At 33.8% G+C, this 15,380-nt stretch carries 18 protein-coding genes; 16 read left to right on the forward strand and 2 right to left on the reverse strand.

The features are described 5' to 3' along the window. Positions 1-39 precede the first annotated feature (39 nt). From CLV90_RS05985 to CLV90_RS06020, 8 genes are all read left to right on the forward strand, one after another. The gene (locus CLV90_RS05985; protein WP_133686565.1) at positions 40-591 is read left to right on the forward strand and encodes a carboxymuconolactone decarboxylase family protein; all 552 of its coding nucleotides are present in this window, start codon (positions 40-42) and stop codon (positions 589-591) included. 164 nt (positions 592-755) lie between these two features. After that, the gene (locus CLV90_RS05990; protein WP_133686566.1) at positions 756-1,490 is read left to right on the forward strand and encodes an SDR family oxidoreductase; all 735 of its coding nucleotides are present in this window, start codon (positions 756-758) and stop codon (positions 1,488-1,490) included. 57 nt (positions 1,491-1,547) lie between these two features. Further along, positions 1,548-2,543, forward strand: coding sequence for a type I glyceraldehyde-3-phosphate dehydrogenase (gene gap, locus CLV90_RS05995; RefSeq protein ID WP_133686567.1), 996 nt, complete (start codon positions 1,548-1,550; stop codon positions 2,541-2,543). A gap of 67 nt (positions 2,544-2,610) precedes the next feature. Then, a complete protein-coding gene (locus CLV90_RS06000; RefSeq protein WP_133686568.1) occupies positions 2,611-2,925 on the forward strand; it encodes an EthD family reductase in 315 nt (104 codons plus the stop codon). A gap of 74 nt (positions 2,926-2,999) precedes the next feature. Next, the gene (locus CLV90_RS06005; protein ID WP_133686569.1) at positions 3,000-3,659 is read left to right on the forward strand and encodes a hypothetical protein; all 660 of its coding nucleotides are present in this window, start codon (positions 3,000-3,002) and stop codon (positions 3,657-3,659) included. A gap of 51 nt (positions 3,660-3,710) precedes the next feature. After that, on the forward strand, positions 3,711-4,358 hold the full coding sequence (locus CLV90_RS06010) for a DsbA family oxidoreductase (RefSeq protein ID WP_133686570.1): 648 nt from the start codon (positions 3,711-3,713) through the stop codon (positions 4,356-4,358). An 18-nt stretch (positions 4,359-4,376) separates the two neighbouring features. After that, on the forward strand, positions 4,377-5,042 hold the full coding sequence (locus CLV90_RS06015; protein WP_133686571.1) for a peroxiredoxin-like family protein: 666 nt from the start codon (positions 4,377-4,379) through the stop codon (positions 5,040-5,042). A 29-nt stretch (positions 5,043-5,071) separates the two neighbouring features. Then, on the forward strand, positions 5,072-5,422 hold the full coding sequence (locus tag CLV90_RS06020) for a DoxX family protein (RefSeq protein WP_133686572.1): 351 nt from the start codon (positions 5,072-5,074) through the stop codon (positions 5,420-5,422). 36 nt (positions 5,423-5,458) lie between these two features. Here the strand turns inward: CLV90_RS06020 and ypfJ are convergent, their stop codons facing one another. Further along, a complete protein-coding gene (gene ypfJ / locus CLV90_RS06025; protein WP_133686573.1) occupies positions 5,459-6,355 on the reverse strand; it encodes a KPN_02809 family neutral zinc metallopeptidase in 897 nt (298 codons plus the stop codon). Between the two features lie 846 nt (positions 6,356-7,201). Between ypfJ and CLV90_RS06030 the strand changes: the two genes are divergently transcribed. The 7 genes from CLV90_RS06030 to CLV90_RS06060 all read left to right on the forward strand — a co-directional run bounded on the left by CLV90_RS06030 (position 7,202) and on the right by CLV90_RS06060 (position 13,485). Beyond that, positions 7,202-8,290, forward strand: a complete 1,089-nt coding sequence (locus CLV90_RS06030; RefSeq protein ID WP_133686574.1) for an endonuclease/exonuclease/phosphatase family protein — start codon at positions 7,202-7,204, stop codon at positions 8,288-8,290. Positions 8,291-8,623: 333 nt separating this feature from the next. After that, positions 8,624-9,700, forward strand: coding sequence for an L-dopachrome tautomerase-related protein (locus CLV90_RS06035; protein WP_133686575.1), 1,077 nt, complete (start codon positions 8,624-8,626; stop codon positions 9,698-9,700). Positions 9,701-9,752: 52 nt separating this feature from the next. After that, positions 9,753-10,436: a haloacid dehalogenase type II gene (locus CLV90_RS06040; RefSeq protein ID WP_133686576.1), complete on the forward strand. Its 684-nt coding sequence runs from the start codon at positions 9,753-9,755 to the stop codon at positions 10,434-10,436. 81 nt (positions 10,437-10,517) lie between these two features. Then, the gene (locus CLV90_RS06045; protein WP_133686577.1) at positions 10,518-11,171 is read left to right on the forward strand and encodes a hypothetical protein; all 654 of its coding nucleotides are present in this window, start codon (positions 10,518-10,520) and stop codon (positions 11,169-11,171) included. Positions 11,172-11,470: 299 nt separating this feature from the next. After that, on the forward strand, positions 11,471-12,238 hold the full coding sequence (locus CLV90_RS06050; RefSeq protein ID WP_208295099.1) for a DUF6090 family protein: 768 nt from the start codon (positions 11,471-11,473) through the stop codon (positions 12,236-12,238). Positions 12,239-12,594: 356 nt separating this feature from the next. Continuing rightward, complete coding sequence (locus tag CLV90_RS06055; RefSeq protein WP_133686579.1) at positions 12,595-12,837, forward strand: hypothetical protein; 243 nt, start codon at positions 12,595-12,597, stop codon at positions 12,835-12,837. Positions 12,838-12,840: 3 nt separating this feature from the next. Next, positions 12,841-13,485: a hypothetical protein gene (locus CLV90_RS06060; protein ID WP_133686580.1), complete on the forward strand. Its 645-nt coding sequence runs from the start codon at positions 12,841-12,843 to the stop codon at positions 13,483-13,485. Positions 13,486-13,539: 54 nt separating this feature from the next. Here CLV90_RS06060 and CLV90_RS06065 read toward each other — a convergent pair whose 3' ends face one another. Next, positions 13,540-13,992, reverse strand: a complete 453-nt coding sequence (locus CLV90_RS06065) for an Lrp/AsnC family transcriptional regulator (RefSeq protein WP_133686581.1) — start codon at positions 13,990-13,992, stop codon at positions 13,540-13,542. A gap of 168 nt (positions 13,993-14,160) precedes the next feature. Between CLV90_RS06065 and CLV90_RS06070 the strand changes: the two genes are divergently transcribed. Beyond that, the gene (locus CLV90_RS06070) at positions 14,161-15,303 is read left to right on the forward strand and encodes a histidine decarboxylase (RefSeq protein ID WP_133686582.1); all 1,143 of its coding nucleotides are present in this window, start codon (positions 14,161-14,163) and stop codon (positions 15,301-15,303) included. Positions 15,304-15,380: the final 77 nt, after the last annotated feature.

Below are 15,380 nucleotides of genomic sequence, written 5' to 3' on the forward strand. Positions count from 1 at the left end.
TTTAACATAAATATAATAATTAATAAAAACAATAAGATTATGACAACTTTAAAAGTACACGATATCGAGTCTGCACCAGAAGGTAGCAAAGCATTATTAGAAAGCTCTAACAAGGCATACGGAATGATTCCGGGTCTTCACGGGGTCTTGGCAGCGTCGCCAAAATTATTAGAAGCGTACCAAACATTACATCAGTTATTTACTGAGACTTCTTTCAACGAAGACGAGTTAACTGTAGTATGGCAAACGATCAATGTTGAGCATGCATGTCATTATTGTGTACCGGCACATACAGGTATCGCTAAAATGATGAAAGTGGATGATGCTATTACAGAGGCTTTACGTAACGAAACTCCTTTGGCAGATGCGAAATTAGAAGCTTTACGTACGTTTACTTTAAGCATTGTACGTAACCGTGGTAATGTATCAAAAGAAGATTTAGATGCTTTTTATGCAGCTGGTTATGGTGAAGCTCAAGTGTTGGAAATTATTTTAGGATTATCTCAAAAGGTAATTAGCAACTATACAAACCATATTGCTAATACACCAGTAGATGCAGCTTTTCAAAAGTTTGCATGGTCAAAAAAATAGAGGTTTCATTTTCCCCGAAACCATATGTTGATTGAGTGATTGATGATAGCCTTCTGTCTTTGGGCGGAAGGTTATTTAGTTCTCAACAACAAATAAATCACTTCGATACATGCTTCGAAGAATTTAATTCTTGATTATCGAGTAACATTAAAATAAACTTAATTATGAGTACAACTATAGAAAATAAAGTAGCTTTAGTAACAGGTGCCAACAGAGGTATTGGTAAGGCTATTGTAGAGTCATTTATTAATCACGGAGCTAAAAAAGTTTATTTAGCTGTACGTGATACCAATTCTACTAAAGAATTAGAAGATAAATACGGAGACAAAGTAGTTACGATAAAAGCTGATGTTTCAAATACACAATCCATTCAAGATTTAGCCCAAAAAGCAAATGACGTTGATGTTGTTGTAAACAATGCAGGTATTGGTGAATCTTACGGAACAATTGGTGTTGACGTAGAAAAAGATTTTACCAAGCAATTAGAGGTGAATGCATTTGGTTTACTACGTGTAGCTAATGCTTTTGCCAAAACTTTAGAGAATAAAAAAGGAGCATTGGTACAGTTGAACTCTATAGCATCTATAAAAAACTTCCCTCAGTTATCTACATATTCTGCGTCAAAAGCGGCATCCTATTCATTGACCCAAGGTTTGCGTGCAGACCTAGGTACGAAAGGTGTTCATATTTTAAGCGTACACCCAGGTCCAGTAATGACAGATATGGGTAAGGCGGCAGGTTTTGAAGAAGGTGCGGCAGCTTCAGAAATATCTGAAGGTATAGTAACAGCATTGGCTGCAGGTGATTTTCATTTGTTTCCAGATGCTATGGCAAAACAATTTGAAGGTGCTTACCAAGGCTTTGCAGAAAATATAGTTTTGGCAGATTTAAATGAATAACTGTAAATAGAAGGTGCTAAACGTAGTTAGAATTTTTAATAAACTAAATACATCAAAATGAAAAAAATAGCAATAAACGGAATGGGGCGTATAGGTCGCGCTTCTTTAAAAGTAATTTTGGATACTCCAGAGTTAAACTTAGTAGCGGTAAACGATATTGTTTCCATAGAGAATATAGCTTATTTATTAAAGTATGATTCGGTTTATGGAATTTATGAAAAAGAGGTTTCTCATGATGAGAACAACTTAATTGTAGATGGAAAGAAAATAGAATACAACTCGCAACGCAATCCTGAAGATTTACCTTGGGCATCACATGAAATTGATGTCGTCATTGAAAGTACCGGTTTCTTCACCAAAAGTGAAGATGCCAAAAAACATATTAAAGCAGGTGCCAAATCGGTAATTATATCAGCACCTACTAAGAGTGAAGATATACCAACGGTAGTACATGGTGTAAACACAGAAGCTGGTGAAACTAATATATTTTCATGTGCTAGTTGTACCACCAATAATATTAGTCCCGTAGTAGAAGTTCTTGGGCGTAGAGTTGGTATTAAAAAAGCGATAATGACTACTGTGCATGCCTACACGGCATCTCAAGGTATTGTTGATGCGCCTTCACAAAAGAACATGAGAATGCGTCGTGCTGGTGCAGCCAATATTGTACCGACATCTACAGGTGCGGCAATTGCAACCACCAAAGCTTTGCCAGAATTTGCCGGTAAGTTCGATGGTGTTGCGCTACGTGTTCCAATTCCGGTCGGGTCAATGTCAGATTTAACTTTTGTTACCGAACGCGACGTAACTCCCGAAGAGATTAATGCAATTTTTAAAGAGGAAGCGGCGACGGACAGGTATAAAAATATTCTGGACACTACAGATCAGCCTTTGGTTTCATCGGATATTGTAAAGAATCCGCATGCGTCTACTGTAGATTTGGGTATGACCAGAGTGGTAGATGGCGATTTATTAAAAGTGATGACCTGGTATGATAACGAATGGGGATTCACCAATCAAATGATTCGTCAAATTTTGGCAGAAATTAAATAAAACAACGAGGTAGCTATTCTTTCGAATGAGGTATAGCTACCTTTTTTCAACTTAAAAAAGGTATAACATGATAAAGGTATCAGTAATGTATCCGAACAGCGAAGGTGTAAAGTTCGATGCAGAATATTATAAAAACACACACTTGCCAATGGTTCAAAAACTAGTGGGCAGTGCAATGAAAGAATTGGAATTAGATTTAGGCGTTGGCGGCAGAGCACCTGGCGAAGCTGCACCATATGTAGCCATTGCACATTTAAAGTTTGACGATGTAGCTTCTTTTCAAGCAGCCTTTGGTCCACATGCGGCAACATTTGCAGATGATGTAAAGAACTATACCAATGTACAGGGCGAAATACAGATTAGCGACTTGGTATCCTTCTAAACTGATTGTGAATCAGTACAATTAGTTGCTTGGTAGTTGGTAAATAGTTTTAATAATCAGTTAAATATACATATATGGAAAATACAGATGTATCTATTGAAAAATTGGCGCAACAGTGTTTCCATGCAGTTTTTAGAACAGATACCGATAAACCGGGTTATTACCATTTTGATTTAGGTAAGAATAGAACACCATTAGAATTTAGAACTATTTTAACTGGGCTTAAAAAAGAACTGTCAAAATTGAGCGAAACCAACTTTGGTAAAAAATTAAGTTACCATTGGTTGGTTCGTTTTGATCAGCAAGTAAATACTCCTTTTCATGTAGATAATGCGGCACATCAATCTTTTCTTTTGTTAGGTTATGAACCTAGCGTAATAGAAAGTGAATTGCATATTGCCGATTATCATGCGCTTGCAAAAGAAAAGGATAAAGATTATTTAGCCAATTTCACTCCTGTGTTTAAAGAAAACGAATCACTATTGGCACCATTTACAACGAAATTGAAGTCTTTTGACAAAGAAGCGTATCATATTGTAATCATGAATAATAGTACCCCTAAGCTTTCGGCAGAAACCTTAGGCGTGTATCATAAAGCGGTTATTGTAGAGCAAGACTTTAGTAAAAGTAGGATCGTGAATTCGATGGTATTGAATATGACATCCGAAGAAAAACATATTGAAGATCAAGAGCGAGAAGAAAACTATCTGAACACTACTGTTATTAGTAAATAGTGATGGTGAATTTTACACGGGATAAAAAATAATAATCATAAAGAAGTAATTATGAGTAAAAAATTAAAAATAGATATTGTATCTGATGTAGTATGCCCTTGGTGTGCTATTGGGTATAAACGTTTAGAGAAAGCAATTACGGAACTTGGTATTGAAGATCAAGTAGAGATTGAATGGCAACCTTTTGAGCTGAACCCAGGTATGCCACCTGAGGGACAAAATGTAACCGAGCATATTACAGAAAAATACGGTTCTACGTTAGAGCAACAACAAGCGTCGCAACAGAACATGACCGAGATAGGAGAGGAGCTTGGCTTTAAATTCGATTATTTTGATGAAATGCGCATGGCTAATACATTTGATGCCCATGTATTATTAGAGTATGCAAAAGAATTTGACAAGCAGACCGAACTGAAATTACGATTAATGAATTCGTTTTTTGGTGAAAGAAAAGATGTGTCTGACAGAGCAATATTAAAAGAAGCTTTGATAGCTGTAGGTTTAAATGCAGATGAAGCATTGGCTAGGTTAGATAATGAAGAAGCTAGATTTGAGGTAAGAAACAAACAAGGGGAATGGAAGAATATGGGTGTCAATTCTGTACCTACAATTGTCTTTAATATGAAAAGTGCAGTAACAGGAGCACAGCCTGTTGCTACATTTAAACAAATACTTGGCGAGCTAATTGCCGAGAAATAAAATAAAAACCGGTCTATTATGAGTACAACAAATAAAGGCGAACTAGATGCGTTGTTATCGGTAAAACGCCAAGAAGCAGCTGCGAAATTTACAGAAGAGAAAAAGCAGGTATATGCTGAGGGTATTTTAAGTGTTGCCGCATCGGGAGTATTAGAAAATGCACTGAATGTCAATAGTAAAGCGCCTAATTTCACTTTGAAAAATGCGTTGGGCAAATCGGTTTCGTTATATGATGAGTTAAAAAACGGACCAGTAGTTTTAACGTGGTATAGAGGTGGTTGGTGTCCGTATTGTAACATCACACTGCACTATTTACAAGAAAAATTGCCAGAAATTCAAAAAGCAGGAGCAACATTGATCGCACTTACACCAGAGTTGCCAGATAACTCTTTATCCACTTCAGAAAAGAACAAATTAGAATTTACCGTCCTTAGTGATGTTGGTAATGTAGTTGGTAAAGAATACGGAGTGGTCTATACGTTAACCGATGATGTAGCTAGTATTTATGAAGCCGGTTTTGGTTTAAGCGAAGTAAACGGCGATGATACTAATGAACTTCCGTTAGCTGCGACTTATGTGATTGATACCAATGCGGTAATACAGTATGCTTTTTTAGATGAAGACTATAGAAAACGCGCAGAAGTATCGGAAATAGTATCGGCTTTAAATAAGTTGAACCAATAACCGCGTAACCAATTAAACCACCAATAAATATGAAAACGAACAAAATCATTTATTACGTAGCCACTGGTATTTTTACCTTGGTAATGCTGTTTTCTGCAGGCATGTATTTTTTTAATCATAAATATATTAAGGGAGCCTTTACGAGTTTGGGCTACCCAACGTATTTAATATATCCGTACGCTACGGCAAAGTTGGTAGGGTTGTTTGCAATTTGGAATCCTAAGTTTCATCATATTAAAGAATGGGCATACTCTGCATTTTTCTTTGCGGTTACCTTGGCATTTTTTGCACACATTATGGTAAGTGACGGCGAACAAATGGCAGCTGTAATTGCTTGGGTAGCATTGGTAGTTTCTTATATCTTTAGCAAAAGGATATAGTCATTTTAAAAAAAATAGTGTGTTGTTCTTGGTTAATTAAAGTACTGTTGCGCTAAAAGTATCACCCTGAGAAATATCACCAGTCTCAAAACCTTTTTTGAACCATCTAATGCGCTGCTCTGAAGTGCCATGTGTAAAAGAGTCAGGTACAACTTTGCCAGTTGATTGTCTTTGTAAGCGATCATCGCCAATAGCATTTGCAGCATTTAAGGCTTCTTCAAGATCACCTTTTTCCATCATTTGCGTCATGCTTTGTGAACGATTTGCCCAAACGCCTGCAAAGAAATCTGCTTGTAGCTCTAAACGAACAGAATATTTGTTGAATTCTGTTTCACTTAATTGTCCTCTAAGTCTATCGACTTTGGCGGTTATTCCCATTAGTTTTTGAACATGATGTCCAACTTCATGTGCAATAACATAAGCCTGTGCAAAATCGCCCGGTGCATTCATTTGTTGTTCCATATCTTGGAAAAAACTTAAGTCGAGATATAATTTTTCGTCGCCAGGGCAGTAAAAAGGACCTGTTGCACTTGAGGCTGAGCCGCAAGCAGACGATACATAACCTGTAAAAAGAACCAAAGTAGGCTCGCGGTAATCATCTAAAAGGCTATTCCATACATCTTCGGTACTGGCTAAAATAGTTGCACTGAACTCAGCTTGCTGATTCTCTATCTCAGTACCTTGATATGATTCTGTAGAAACAGTCTGACTGTTGCCGCCTAAAAAGTTACTTATTAAGGTTAACGGGTTGTTACCGGTTATGAATACAAATGCTAAGAAGAGTCCAGCGATAATTAAGCCAGTTTTTGAAAAAAGCATTTTTATTATTGGAGCGAGTAGTGTAGGGTTAAATCCACTAAAACTCCTTCTAGAACTAGATTGACCTCTCTGATCATCTACATTTGAACTTTGACGCCTACCTTGCCATTTCATAGTATTCTTATTTTAAAAATTAGTATTTAATATTGAAAGCCTTTCAATTATCATTCTTCCCAGTATTAACCGATGAATATTCAAATTGTATCGTTTACCATTTATTTTCAAGACCTAAATTAGTTTTAGTTGTAATACACTACTTAAAAGGTTACAAATCCATTTTTAGATTCTTTAAATAAATCGATGTGTTAGTATCGAATGGCATGATTAATATCATTAGTTCCATTGTTAAATATATTTCAATTATTCAGCATTAAAATTACAAAACCTACTTCCTGTAAAGTGCTCAAAGCAGATTATAACTAACCATATTGGTAGTGCATGCATTTAATTTAAATATTGCTTATATCGTGATCGAACTTGTGGTGTATTGTTTGAAGTAATTTTAAAATTTGACCAATAAAATATTTATAAAGTATGTTTTGAAATATTCGTACATGCCATATAAAAACAAAGTGCAGAATAAATTCATTTTTTACGAATATCCATTAATGATAATTTTAATCATATTCAGGGTCAATTTATTTTTGGATATAGATAATAAGGTTGGTCGTTAAATATTAAAATTGCAAATAATTGAACTGCATATGTTGTAATAATAATGGTTAGTGTTCTTATGTGCAGTTTAATGACTTAGGGGCTTACTAATATAAGTCCCTTTTTTATTAGTACTAGTTCAGGATTTGATATTAGACAAAAAAAGATTGTAATTATAACAAGATCAGAATGTACATATTGATAATTTAATGGACTAAACCTTTAAAAATTTACCCTGTGAGAATTTTCTAAGACGCAATTCACTTTTATCTAAATAAAGTAAAACCAACCACCAAAAATGTAGTTATGAATTTAAGTAGTAAATTAAAATTAAGATTGTTCTTACGAGTTTTTGCTGTGCTGGCAATAATTTTGACCATCTTTCCTTTTATCGCAGCCGATCACTGGACAGTTAGGGTTTTTGATTTTCCACATCTTCAATTAACTGTTTTGACTATGTTGGCACTATTACTCTATTTTTTTAGATTTAATTTAAAAAGTAAAGTCGACATTCTTTTCGTTACTGTCCTGGCCGGCTGTTTTGTATTTCAAATGGCAAAAGTATACCCATATACTATATTTGCAAAAAAAGAGATTTTCCAAAGTAGCTCCAAAAGTAAACCCACATTCGATATTTATACAGCAAATGTATTACAGAAAAATGATAATAAAGTTTCTGTTGTTGATGAAGCTAAAAAATTTGATGCCGATATTTTATTATTTACTGAAACAGATAAAACATGGCAACAAGCATTTTCAAAGTCTTTAAGTCGAGAATATTTGTATAAGGTGGAAGTTCCTTTAAGTAATACGTATGGCATGCTCCTTTATTCCAAATTAGAACTTTTAGAACCTAGCGTAAGATATTTAGTAGAAGACACTATCCCCTCTATACATTCAAAAATAATTTTGAAATCTAAAGATACTATTCAATTGTTCGCCATACATCCTGCACCACCAACGCCACAACATAATCCTACCTCTGTTGATAGAGATGCAGAAATGATGAAAATTGCGAAACTTACAAGAGAATCGAAATTTCCTGTCATTGTTATGGGAGATTTTAATGATGTAGCTTGGTCAGAGACTACAGAGCTATTTCAGAAAGTAAGCGGATTATTAGATTTAAGGAAAGGACGAGGATTTTTTAGTACGTACAATGCAAAGAGTTGGATTATGCGTTGGCCGCTAGACCATATTTTTTCATCTCCAGATTTTAGGATTTTAGATGTTAAACTCGGGGATAATAATGGCTCTGATCATTTTCCATTTTTTACCAAGTTCAGTTATGAGCCACAGTTGGCAAAAGAACAAATGTTGCCAGAACCAACAAAAGAAGAATTAAACAGGGCTTATGAGCAAATAGAAAAAGAAAATCAGGAGCAAGAGAAATGAAATTTTTATAGTTTAATTAATGCGAATTATCTTTTTTAAAAAATAATTTGTTGTCTTTTTATTAACTCAAATTATATGTCTCTTTAATAGAATCTTATATTTTTTATAAGGGGATTTGTAATTTATTAAAAGCCAAAAGCCAAAAGCCAAAAGCCAAAAGTATTCTATTTAGGTAATCTAACCATTATTATAAAGATGGTTGTTGCTATACATACAGTTGTATTCTGATTTTCATGTAGAGATACTCTCTATGAAATTAAAACCATCTGTAAAGCCAATTACTTATAATATATTGGCTTTTGTAAATTTGTACTTATTTAAAAGATTGAAATCATGAAAAATCTCAGCTATATCATTATTCTGTTTGTTTTACTTTTTTCTTGCAAAGAAAAAACAGAAAATAAATCACAATCAACCCCTGTCATAGCACAAACGGAAACGCAGAAAATCATACAAATAGTTTCTTTTAAAGGGCAACAAGTAACAGGGGTTAGCGTGAGTAATGATGGGCGTATTTTTGCGAATTTTCCTAGATGGAGAAAAGGAGTTAAAAATTCTGTAGTAGAAATAATAAATGGTACAAACGCTCCCTTTCCAAATGAAGAGTGGAACTCTTGGGAAATAGGAGACAAAATAGAGGTGAATAAATTTATAGGTGTACAATCTGTTGTTGTATACGATAATCTTATCTATGTTTTAGATACTAGAAGTCCCCTTTTTCAAGAAGTTTTAGATGCACCTAGAGTTTTTGTTTTTGATATAAATACAAAAGAATTAGAGCACACTTATATTTTAAACGAAGACGCTTACCATGCTAATTCTTATATCAATGACTTACGTCTTGATAAAAAGAACAACAAAATTTACTTCACAGATTCCGGTAATTCTGGTTTGGTCATTTTAGATGTAAAAACTAAAAAGTTCACTAGAGTTTTAGATAACCATTCTTCTACAGCAGCGGAAGTGGAATTTTTAACTTTTGAGAATAAGAAATGGACAAATTCTGTAAATTCAGATGGAATTGCTTTAGATACTAAGAATCACAAGCTATACTATCACGCCCTTTCGGGGTATAGTCTATATAGCATATCCACAAAAGCACTCACTTTAGACAATGAAAAAGATATTGAAAATGAAGTAACTTTTGAAACCAAAACATCTGCGCCCGACGGAATGATTTTTGATGAAAACGGAAACTTATATTATGCCGATCTAGAACACAATAAAATTATGTATCGCAAACCAGACGGTAGTATACATACTTTAGTGGAAGGTGATGCCATAAAATGGGCAGATACTTTTAGTATATTCCAGGGTTATTTATATTTTACCAACTCTAGGATTAATGAAGTAACTACTGATATTTCTGAAATGGAATTTACCATTAACAAAATTGGATTAGCAAATTAGTTTTTGATGCTTCAAGAGTAAACCGAAAGTAAATATTAAATATCTTCATAATATGAAAACCAAACCTAAAGTATTATTCTTTGATGTGAACGAAACGCTTTTGGATCTTACAAAAGTTCAAAAGAAAGTAGGGGGAGCTTTAGGCGGAAGAGAAGATTTGCTTTCCCTTTGGTTTACGACCATGTTACAATATTCATTAGTGACTTCGGCAAGTGGTCAATACAAACCCTTCGGGCATATTGGTGCCGCCGCATTAGAAATGGTGGCAGCAAATGTTGATATTTTCATATCGGAAGAAGAGGCACGCAAAATTATTGCTGAGTCCATGGGTAATTTACCCACGCACCCAGAAGTAAAAGAAGCACTTACACAGTTGAAAAATGCCGGATACAAATTAGTAGCCTTCACCAATTCATCTAAAGGCGGATTAAAAAAGCAATTTGAATATGCCGGATTAATCGAGTATTTTGATGAAATGCTAAGTGTAGAGCCAACCGGAAAATTTAAGCCTTTTACGGAGACCTACGCATGGGGAGCAAAACAAATGGGCGTAGAACTGGAGGAATGTATGCTCATAGCAGCCCACGGTTGGGATGTAGCCGGTGCACTTTGGGCAGGGTGGCGTGCAGCCTTTATTGGCAGACCTGGTCAACAAGAATATCCGTTAGCACCAAAAACAGAAATTGTAGCGCCTGACTTGAAAAAAGCAGCAGATATTTTAGTGACCTACAACTAAAATTTTGACCATTTCATTTTCAAATCTAAAGCATCTTAGAATATGTATCTTTGGCGTACCATTAACTAAAGAAAGTAGTACATGTTTAAAAGAACGCTATTTGTTGCCCTAATTGCACTTACCCTAACTTCTTGTTGGAAAGATAAAAGTCCCGAAGATCTTATTCGTTTAAAAGACAAATTTAAGTCTCAAGTAAACTCTTTTGAGAATAAAAAAGAGACCGCCAATAAAAATGTAAATAAAGGACTAGAATCTTTAAATGCATTAAAAAGCGCGTTAGAAGACACTAAAAATGAAGATAAAGAATTTGCCAAAGTGTATGGCGATTGGGAGAAAGTAGATCGTCGTGTTCAGAATTTGAACAAAGAATACGAAGATTTAAAAGAGAAAGCTGCTAATCTATTTACAGCTATGGAAACACAGACCAATAGCCTAAGCGATGAAAAGAGTAAGAAAACACTATTAGGTGCCATAGAAAAAGCCCGTACCAGATATAACGGTACTTTAGCGAACACTTCGCAAGCTATAGATAAATTAAGACTGTTACATGGCGATGCCGTTGAGGTGGTAAAAGCATTAGAAGTAGCAGCTGCGCTAAATTCTTTCGATAACATCAATGATCAAATGAAAAGCATAGAAGGTCGTGTAGATGGCATTATGCAAGAATTGAATGTAGCCGTTGTAGAGAGTAAAAAGCTATACGAGAAGAAAATTACCGAGTTAGGGGAGGAGTAGTATAACTTAATTTACCTTTTTAATTGAAAGCAGCCAGTATTTTTTAAATACTGGCTGTTTTTTTATGAGCTATTTTTAAGGCTAAAACATTATTTGTAATGTTGAGGTGTTGATTTTTTTTGATTCATCAAAAAATATATAATTTTAAGAATATGCAGTTAATATATTTTTTTACTCAAGTGTTATTTGCTTTTAAATCAACTATATAGATAGATTTTAATTGAAAATTGTATCTTTCTTAGTTATTACATCGATTGCAATTTTTTGCATGTTGCGCTTCATTAAAACCAACCACATCAATGATAAAATTCTTTAGGAAAATTAGACGAAAAATGTTGACTGAAAATAAATTCAGTAAATATCTGCTTTATGCTGTTGGAGAAATTATACTTGTTGTTATTGGTATTTTAATAGCTTTACAGATTAATAATAACAATAATTACAACGAACAAAGAAGTCTAGAGAAAGAATATTTATTATCTATACAGACAGAATTTACAAATAACTTGAATATAATAAATGCTTCTATTCAAGAAAATGAGCAACGTATAGCGTCACTTGAATATCTATTAAATTTATTTGACAAAAATGTGCTTGACACAGTCAGTAGTCAGAGGATTTCTCAAAAGTTCGCTCCTGTTTTCGGTAGTTCAATTAGCTATATACCTGCAACAGGAGTTTTAGAAGATATCATTAGTTCAGGTAAGCTCAATATCCTTTTGAATAAAAGTTTAAGACAAAATATAGCCTCTTTTAATAGCTCATTGGATTATTTAAACATTCAGTTAAATGCAATGGATTTCACAGAAGAAAATTTACGTACTATTTTTTATAAAAAAGGAAGTATACGAAAACTCGTGATGGATATAGGATATATGGATTTTGATTTCAAGTCAATTTCCGAAAAGATAGATAACAAACAAATATTCGAATCAGCTGAATTTGAAAATTATCTTTTAGCTTACTATTTATCGGCTAGAGTAACGAATGGATCAAAGTTATTTGGACGTTTAAAGACTGAAATTGAGACCATTATAAAAGAAATTGAGCAAGAGCTTGAAAAATAACGAAAGCACATAAAAGAACCGAGATAAAATCAACCAAATTCTTCTCTAGCCTGAGACAATAACTTTTTAGGCTAAGAGAATCTATAACATTAATTCTCTCTATTCTTCTTGCTGAATATACCAGCAATATGATGTGAATCATGCTTAAGTAGTATTAATACAATTGCTCAATTTTGGACTTAACTCTAGGTAGTTACAAGTTTACCGTAGCTCATTTTCCTCTAAAAATTCGCGTAAGATAACTCGCAACCATTCTTACATACAAACGATAGCATTTGTTTGAGCAAGTTTTATTTCGAAAATTGTAACGAATAGATTCTTTTTTATACCAATAAGTAGTAAACTTCTTCTCTTTTATGAATATTGGAAAAATTTTTAAAATTATTGGATATATTTTTTTCGGAATTGGAGTGCTAGCAAGAATAGGCTCCCGACTTTCTAATGGAGAAATGTCTGAAATTCTATCGGACTATCAATTTCTAAAATTCATTGGATTTTTATTTTGGGTAATTGGGTTCGCCATAAACGAAATGGCAAAAAAAAGAACTAATTACAACGTAGGGAATAGTGAATTAGATAACCCTTCAATAAAAGAATAAGACATGAAAATTATCACAAGCCTTATTCTTATTTTATTAATGCAAACAGCTGCAGTTTGTCATGCGCAGCAAACGCAAGAAAAAAATCCTAAAATGTCGAAAGAGGTTACAGAGATACTTAAATTGGGTAAAGATGCTATAGTAGCATCAGCCTTAAATTCAATTGGCGGTTCTATAAGTCTTGAAAACTTTACATCAGCTACGGTCTTGTCAAATGGCGAGGAAGTTTATGTTTCGTTTAGAAATCAATATAAATACCTTCCTATAAATAAGATCAATTATTTTGATGTAGGGGTGAATATTACTACGCAAACTACATATAAAAACTCCGTTGCTAATCCTTACAATTTTACCACAGAACGAGCAATTCCTTATTTCAACTTAACAGAAGATATCAAAAAGCATATCAGTTTTGTAAAACAAGCGATTGGTAATTTAGATGGATTTGAAGATGATATGATAATTCGTGATAATGTGGACTTTTATGCTATTGAAGTAGTATCTGATGCTCAAGAGTCGAGCTATAAAATCAAAAAAAAGACCGGAGAAATATATGATGAATTTCACGCGTATCTTGAACCAATTCCTTTTGATGTTGATGACTCTGAGGAATTTAAAGAGGTGATCTTTTCCGTAATTGAAGACTAAAAGAGGTTAACAAATCAGCCATTATAACTCTTTAGCTCTTCTTTCTCCCTTTTGTTACAAATTATAAGCAGTGCTATCTTTTACAGAATTCAATACAAACGAGCTGTGTATGGTAGAAATACCGTCAATAATAGACAGTTTTTCATTCATAAATTCATGAAACTCCGCTATATCATCTAAAGCGATTTTCAACAAGTAATCAAAATTACCAGATACTTGATGGCATTCCATAATATCGGGTAATAATAAAATCTGCTCTTTAAAACTGTCTGCCAGTTTCTTCTGTTGTTTCGATAAGGTCACTTGGCAATAGGCGATTAATTTCTTTTCAATTTTCATTCTATCTAGTAAGGCAACATAGGCTTTAATGATTTTTTGCTGTTCTAGCTTTCTAATTCTTTCGTAAGTAGGAGTAACGCTCAATCCTACTTTAGCCGCAATTTCTTTAGTATTTTGCTTTGCATTTTCTTGAAGTTGCATCAATATTTTACCATCAATCGTATCCATACCAGTTTATTTTTCTTTTATTTAAATCAATAATGAATTAAACAGTTATTTAAAACTGTAAAATTAAGTATATCAGTTCAATATTCTGTATTTAGTTTATATAGAGTAATTTATTATTAGTAATTGTAATTTTACAGTATTAAAATACGTGTACTTAAATAAGCGAATATGAATAATGAACAACAGATAGATGAGCTGTTAACCAAGCTAATTCAAGAGAAAGATAGGGTTATAGGTTACCCAGTTGCAAAAGATTTTGATTATTCAAGATTATACGAGTTTTTAAAGCATCCTATAAATAACGTAGGTGATCCTTATGAAGATAATACGTATAAGGTTCAAACACATGAAATGGAGCGTGAAGTGGTCGATTTCTTTGCAAAATTATACAGAGCAGATTCTAATGATTTTTGGGGGTATGTAACAAATGGTGGGTCTGAAAGTAACTTGTACGGCTTGTATTTGGCAAGAGAATCTCATCCAAAGGCAATGGTATATTTTTCTGAATCTACACATTACAGTGTAAAGAAAAATATTCATTTATTGAACTTACCAAGTATTACGATTAGGGCACAAGAGAATGGCGAGCTAGATTATGATGATTTAGAGAATACCTTGCAATTGAACAGAGATAAACCGGCTATTATTCTAACCACATTTGGTACGACAATGACCGAAGCTAAGGATGATGTTTCTAAGGTGAAAAGAATTTTAAAGAAATTGGCTATTCAAAATCACTATATACATTGCGATGCTGCTTTGGCAGGTTCTTACGGACCTTTTATAGAGCCTCGTATTCCGTTCGATTTTCAAGATGGTGCAAATAGTATTTCAATCAGTGGTCATAAATTTATTGGGTCTCCGTTTCCTTCAGGTGTCATTATTGCTAAACGCTCATTACGAGATCGAATAGCAAGGGGTATTTCATATATAGGCTCGTTAGACACTACCATTACAGGATCAAGAAACGGACATAGTCCACTGTTTCTGTGGTACGCCATAAAGAAAATGGGCGTTAAAGGTTTAGAAGAGCGTTACCGTCATAGTTTAGAAACTGCCGAATATTGTAAGCAAGAGCTGCTAAAAATAGGCGTTAATGCATGGAAGAATGAAGGGGCTATTACCGTTGTACTGCCTAAAGTTGCCGATGCCATTAAAAAGAAATGGCAATTAGCGACCGATGATATTACCCATGTTATTTGTATGCCTAATGTTACAAAAGATCAAATAGATGAGTTTATTCAAGACATAGTAGAGGAGCAGAAGAAAAGTGCTGAAAAAGAACAAGATGCATTGGCTCTTCAAGATTAAATAGAAAATTTATAATTTAAAAATCCTCATTTCGATGATCATCGTAATGGGGATTTTCTTTTGATTGAATTTCGAAT

The organism is Maribacter spongiicola (genome assembly GCF_004364165.1).
Taxonomy (GTDB): domain Bacteria; phylum Bacteroidota; class Bacteroidia; order Flavobacteriales; family Flavobacteriaceae; genus Maribacter; species Maribacter spongiicola.

Coding starts and splice junctions, on each gene's coding strand:
- CLV90_RS05985 (WP_133686565.1), top strand. CDS start 40: ATGACAACTTTAAAAGTACACGATATCGAGTCTGCACCAGAAGGTAGC.
- CLV90_RS05990 (WP_133686566.1), top strand. CDS start 756: ATGAGTACAACTATAGAAAATAAAGTAGCTTTAGTAACAGGTGCCAAC.
- gap (WP_133686567.1), top strand. CDS start 1,548: ATGAAAAAAATAGCAATAAACGGAATGGGGCGTATAGGTCGCGCTTCT.
- CLV90_RS06000 (WP_133686568.1), top strand. CDS start 2,611: ATGATAAAGGTATCAGTAATGTATCCGAACAGCGAAGGTGTAAAGTTC.
- CLV90_RS06005 (WP_133686569.1), top strand. CDS start 3,000: ATGGAAAATACAGATGTATCTATTGAAAAATTGGCGCAACAGTGTTTC.
- CLV90_RS06010 (WP_133686570.1), top strand. CDS start 3,711: ATGAGTAAAAAATTAAAAATAGATATTGTATCTGATGTAGTATGCCCT.
- CLV90_RS06015 (WP_133686571.1), top strand. CDS start 4,377: ATGAGTACAACAAATAAAGGCGAACTAGATGCGTTGTTATCGGTAAAA.
- CLV90_RS06020 (WP_133686572.1), top strand. CDS start 5,072: ATGAAAACGAACAAAATCATTTATTACGTAGCCACTGGTATTTTTACC.
- ypfJ (WP_133686573.1), bottom strand. CDS start 6,355: ATGAAATGGCAAGGTAGGCGTCAAAGTTCAAATGTAGATGATCAGAGA.
- CLV90_RS06030 (WP_133686574.1), top strand. CDS start 7,202: ATGAATTTAAGTAGTAAATTAAAATTAAGATTGTTCTTACGAGTTTTT.
- CLV90_RS06035 (WP_133686575.1), top strand. CDS start 8,624: ATGAAAAATCTCAGCTATATCATTATTCTGTTTGTTTTACTTTTTTCT.
- CLV90_RS06040 (WP_133686576.1), top strand. CDS start 9,753: ATGAAAACCAAACCTAAAGTATTATTCTTTGATGTGAACGAAACGCTT.
- CLV90_RS06045 (WP_133686577.1), top strand. CDS start 10,518: ATGTTTAAAAGAACGCTATTTGTTGCCCTAATTGCACTTACCCTAACT.
- CLV90_RS06050 (WP_208295099.1), top strand. CDS start 11,471: ATGATAAAATTCTTTAGGAAAATTAGACGAAAAATGTTGACTGAAAAT.
- CLV90_RS06055 (WP_133686579.1), top strand. CDS start 12,595: ATGAATATTGGAAAAATTTTTAAAATTATTGGATATATTTTTTTCGGA.
- CLV90_RS06060 (WP_133686580.1), top strand. CDS start 12,841: ATGAAAATTATCACAAGCCTTATTCTTATTTTATTAATGCAAACAGCT.
- CLV90_RS06065 (WP_133686581.1), bottom strand. CDS start 13,992: ATGGATACGATTGATGGTAAAATATTGATGCAACTTCAAGAAAATGCA.
- CLV90_RS06070 (WP_133686582.1), top strand. CDS start 14,161: ATGAATAATGAACAACAGATAGATGAGCTGTTAACCAAGCTAATTCAA.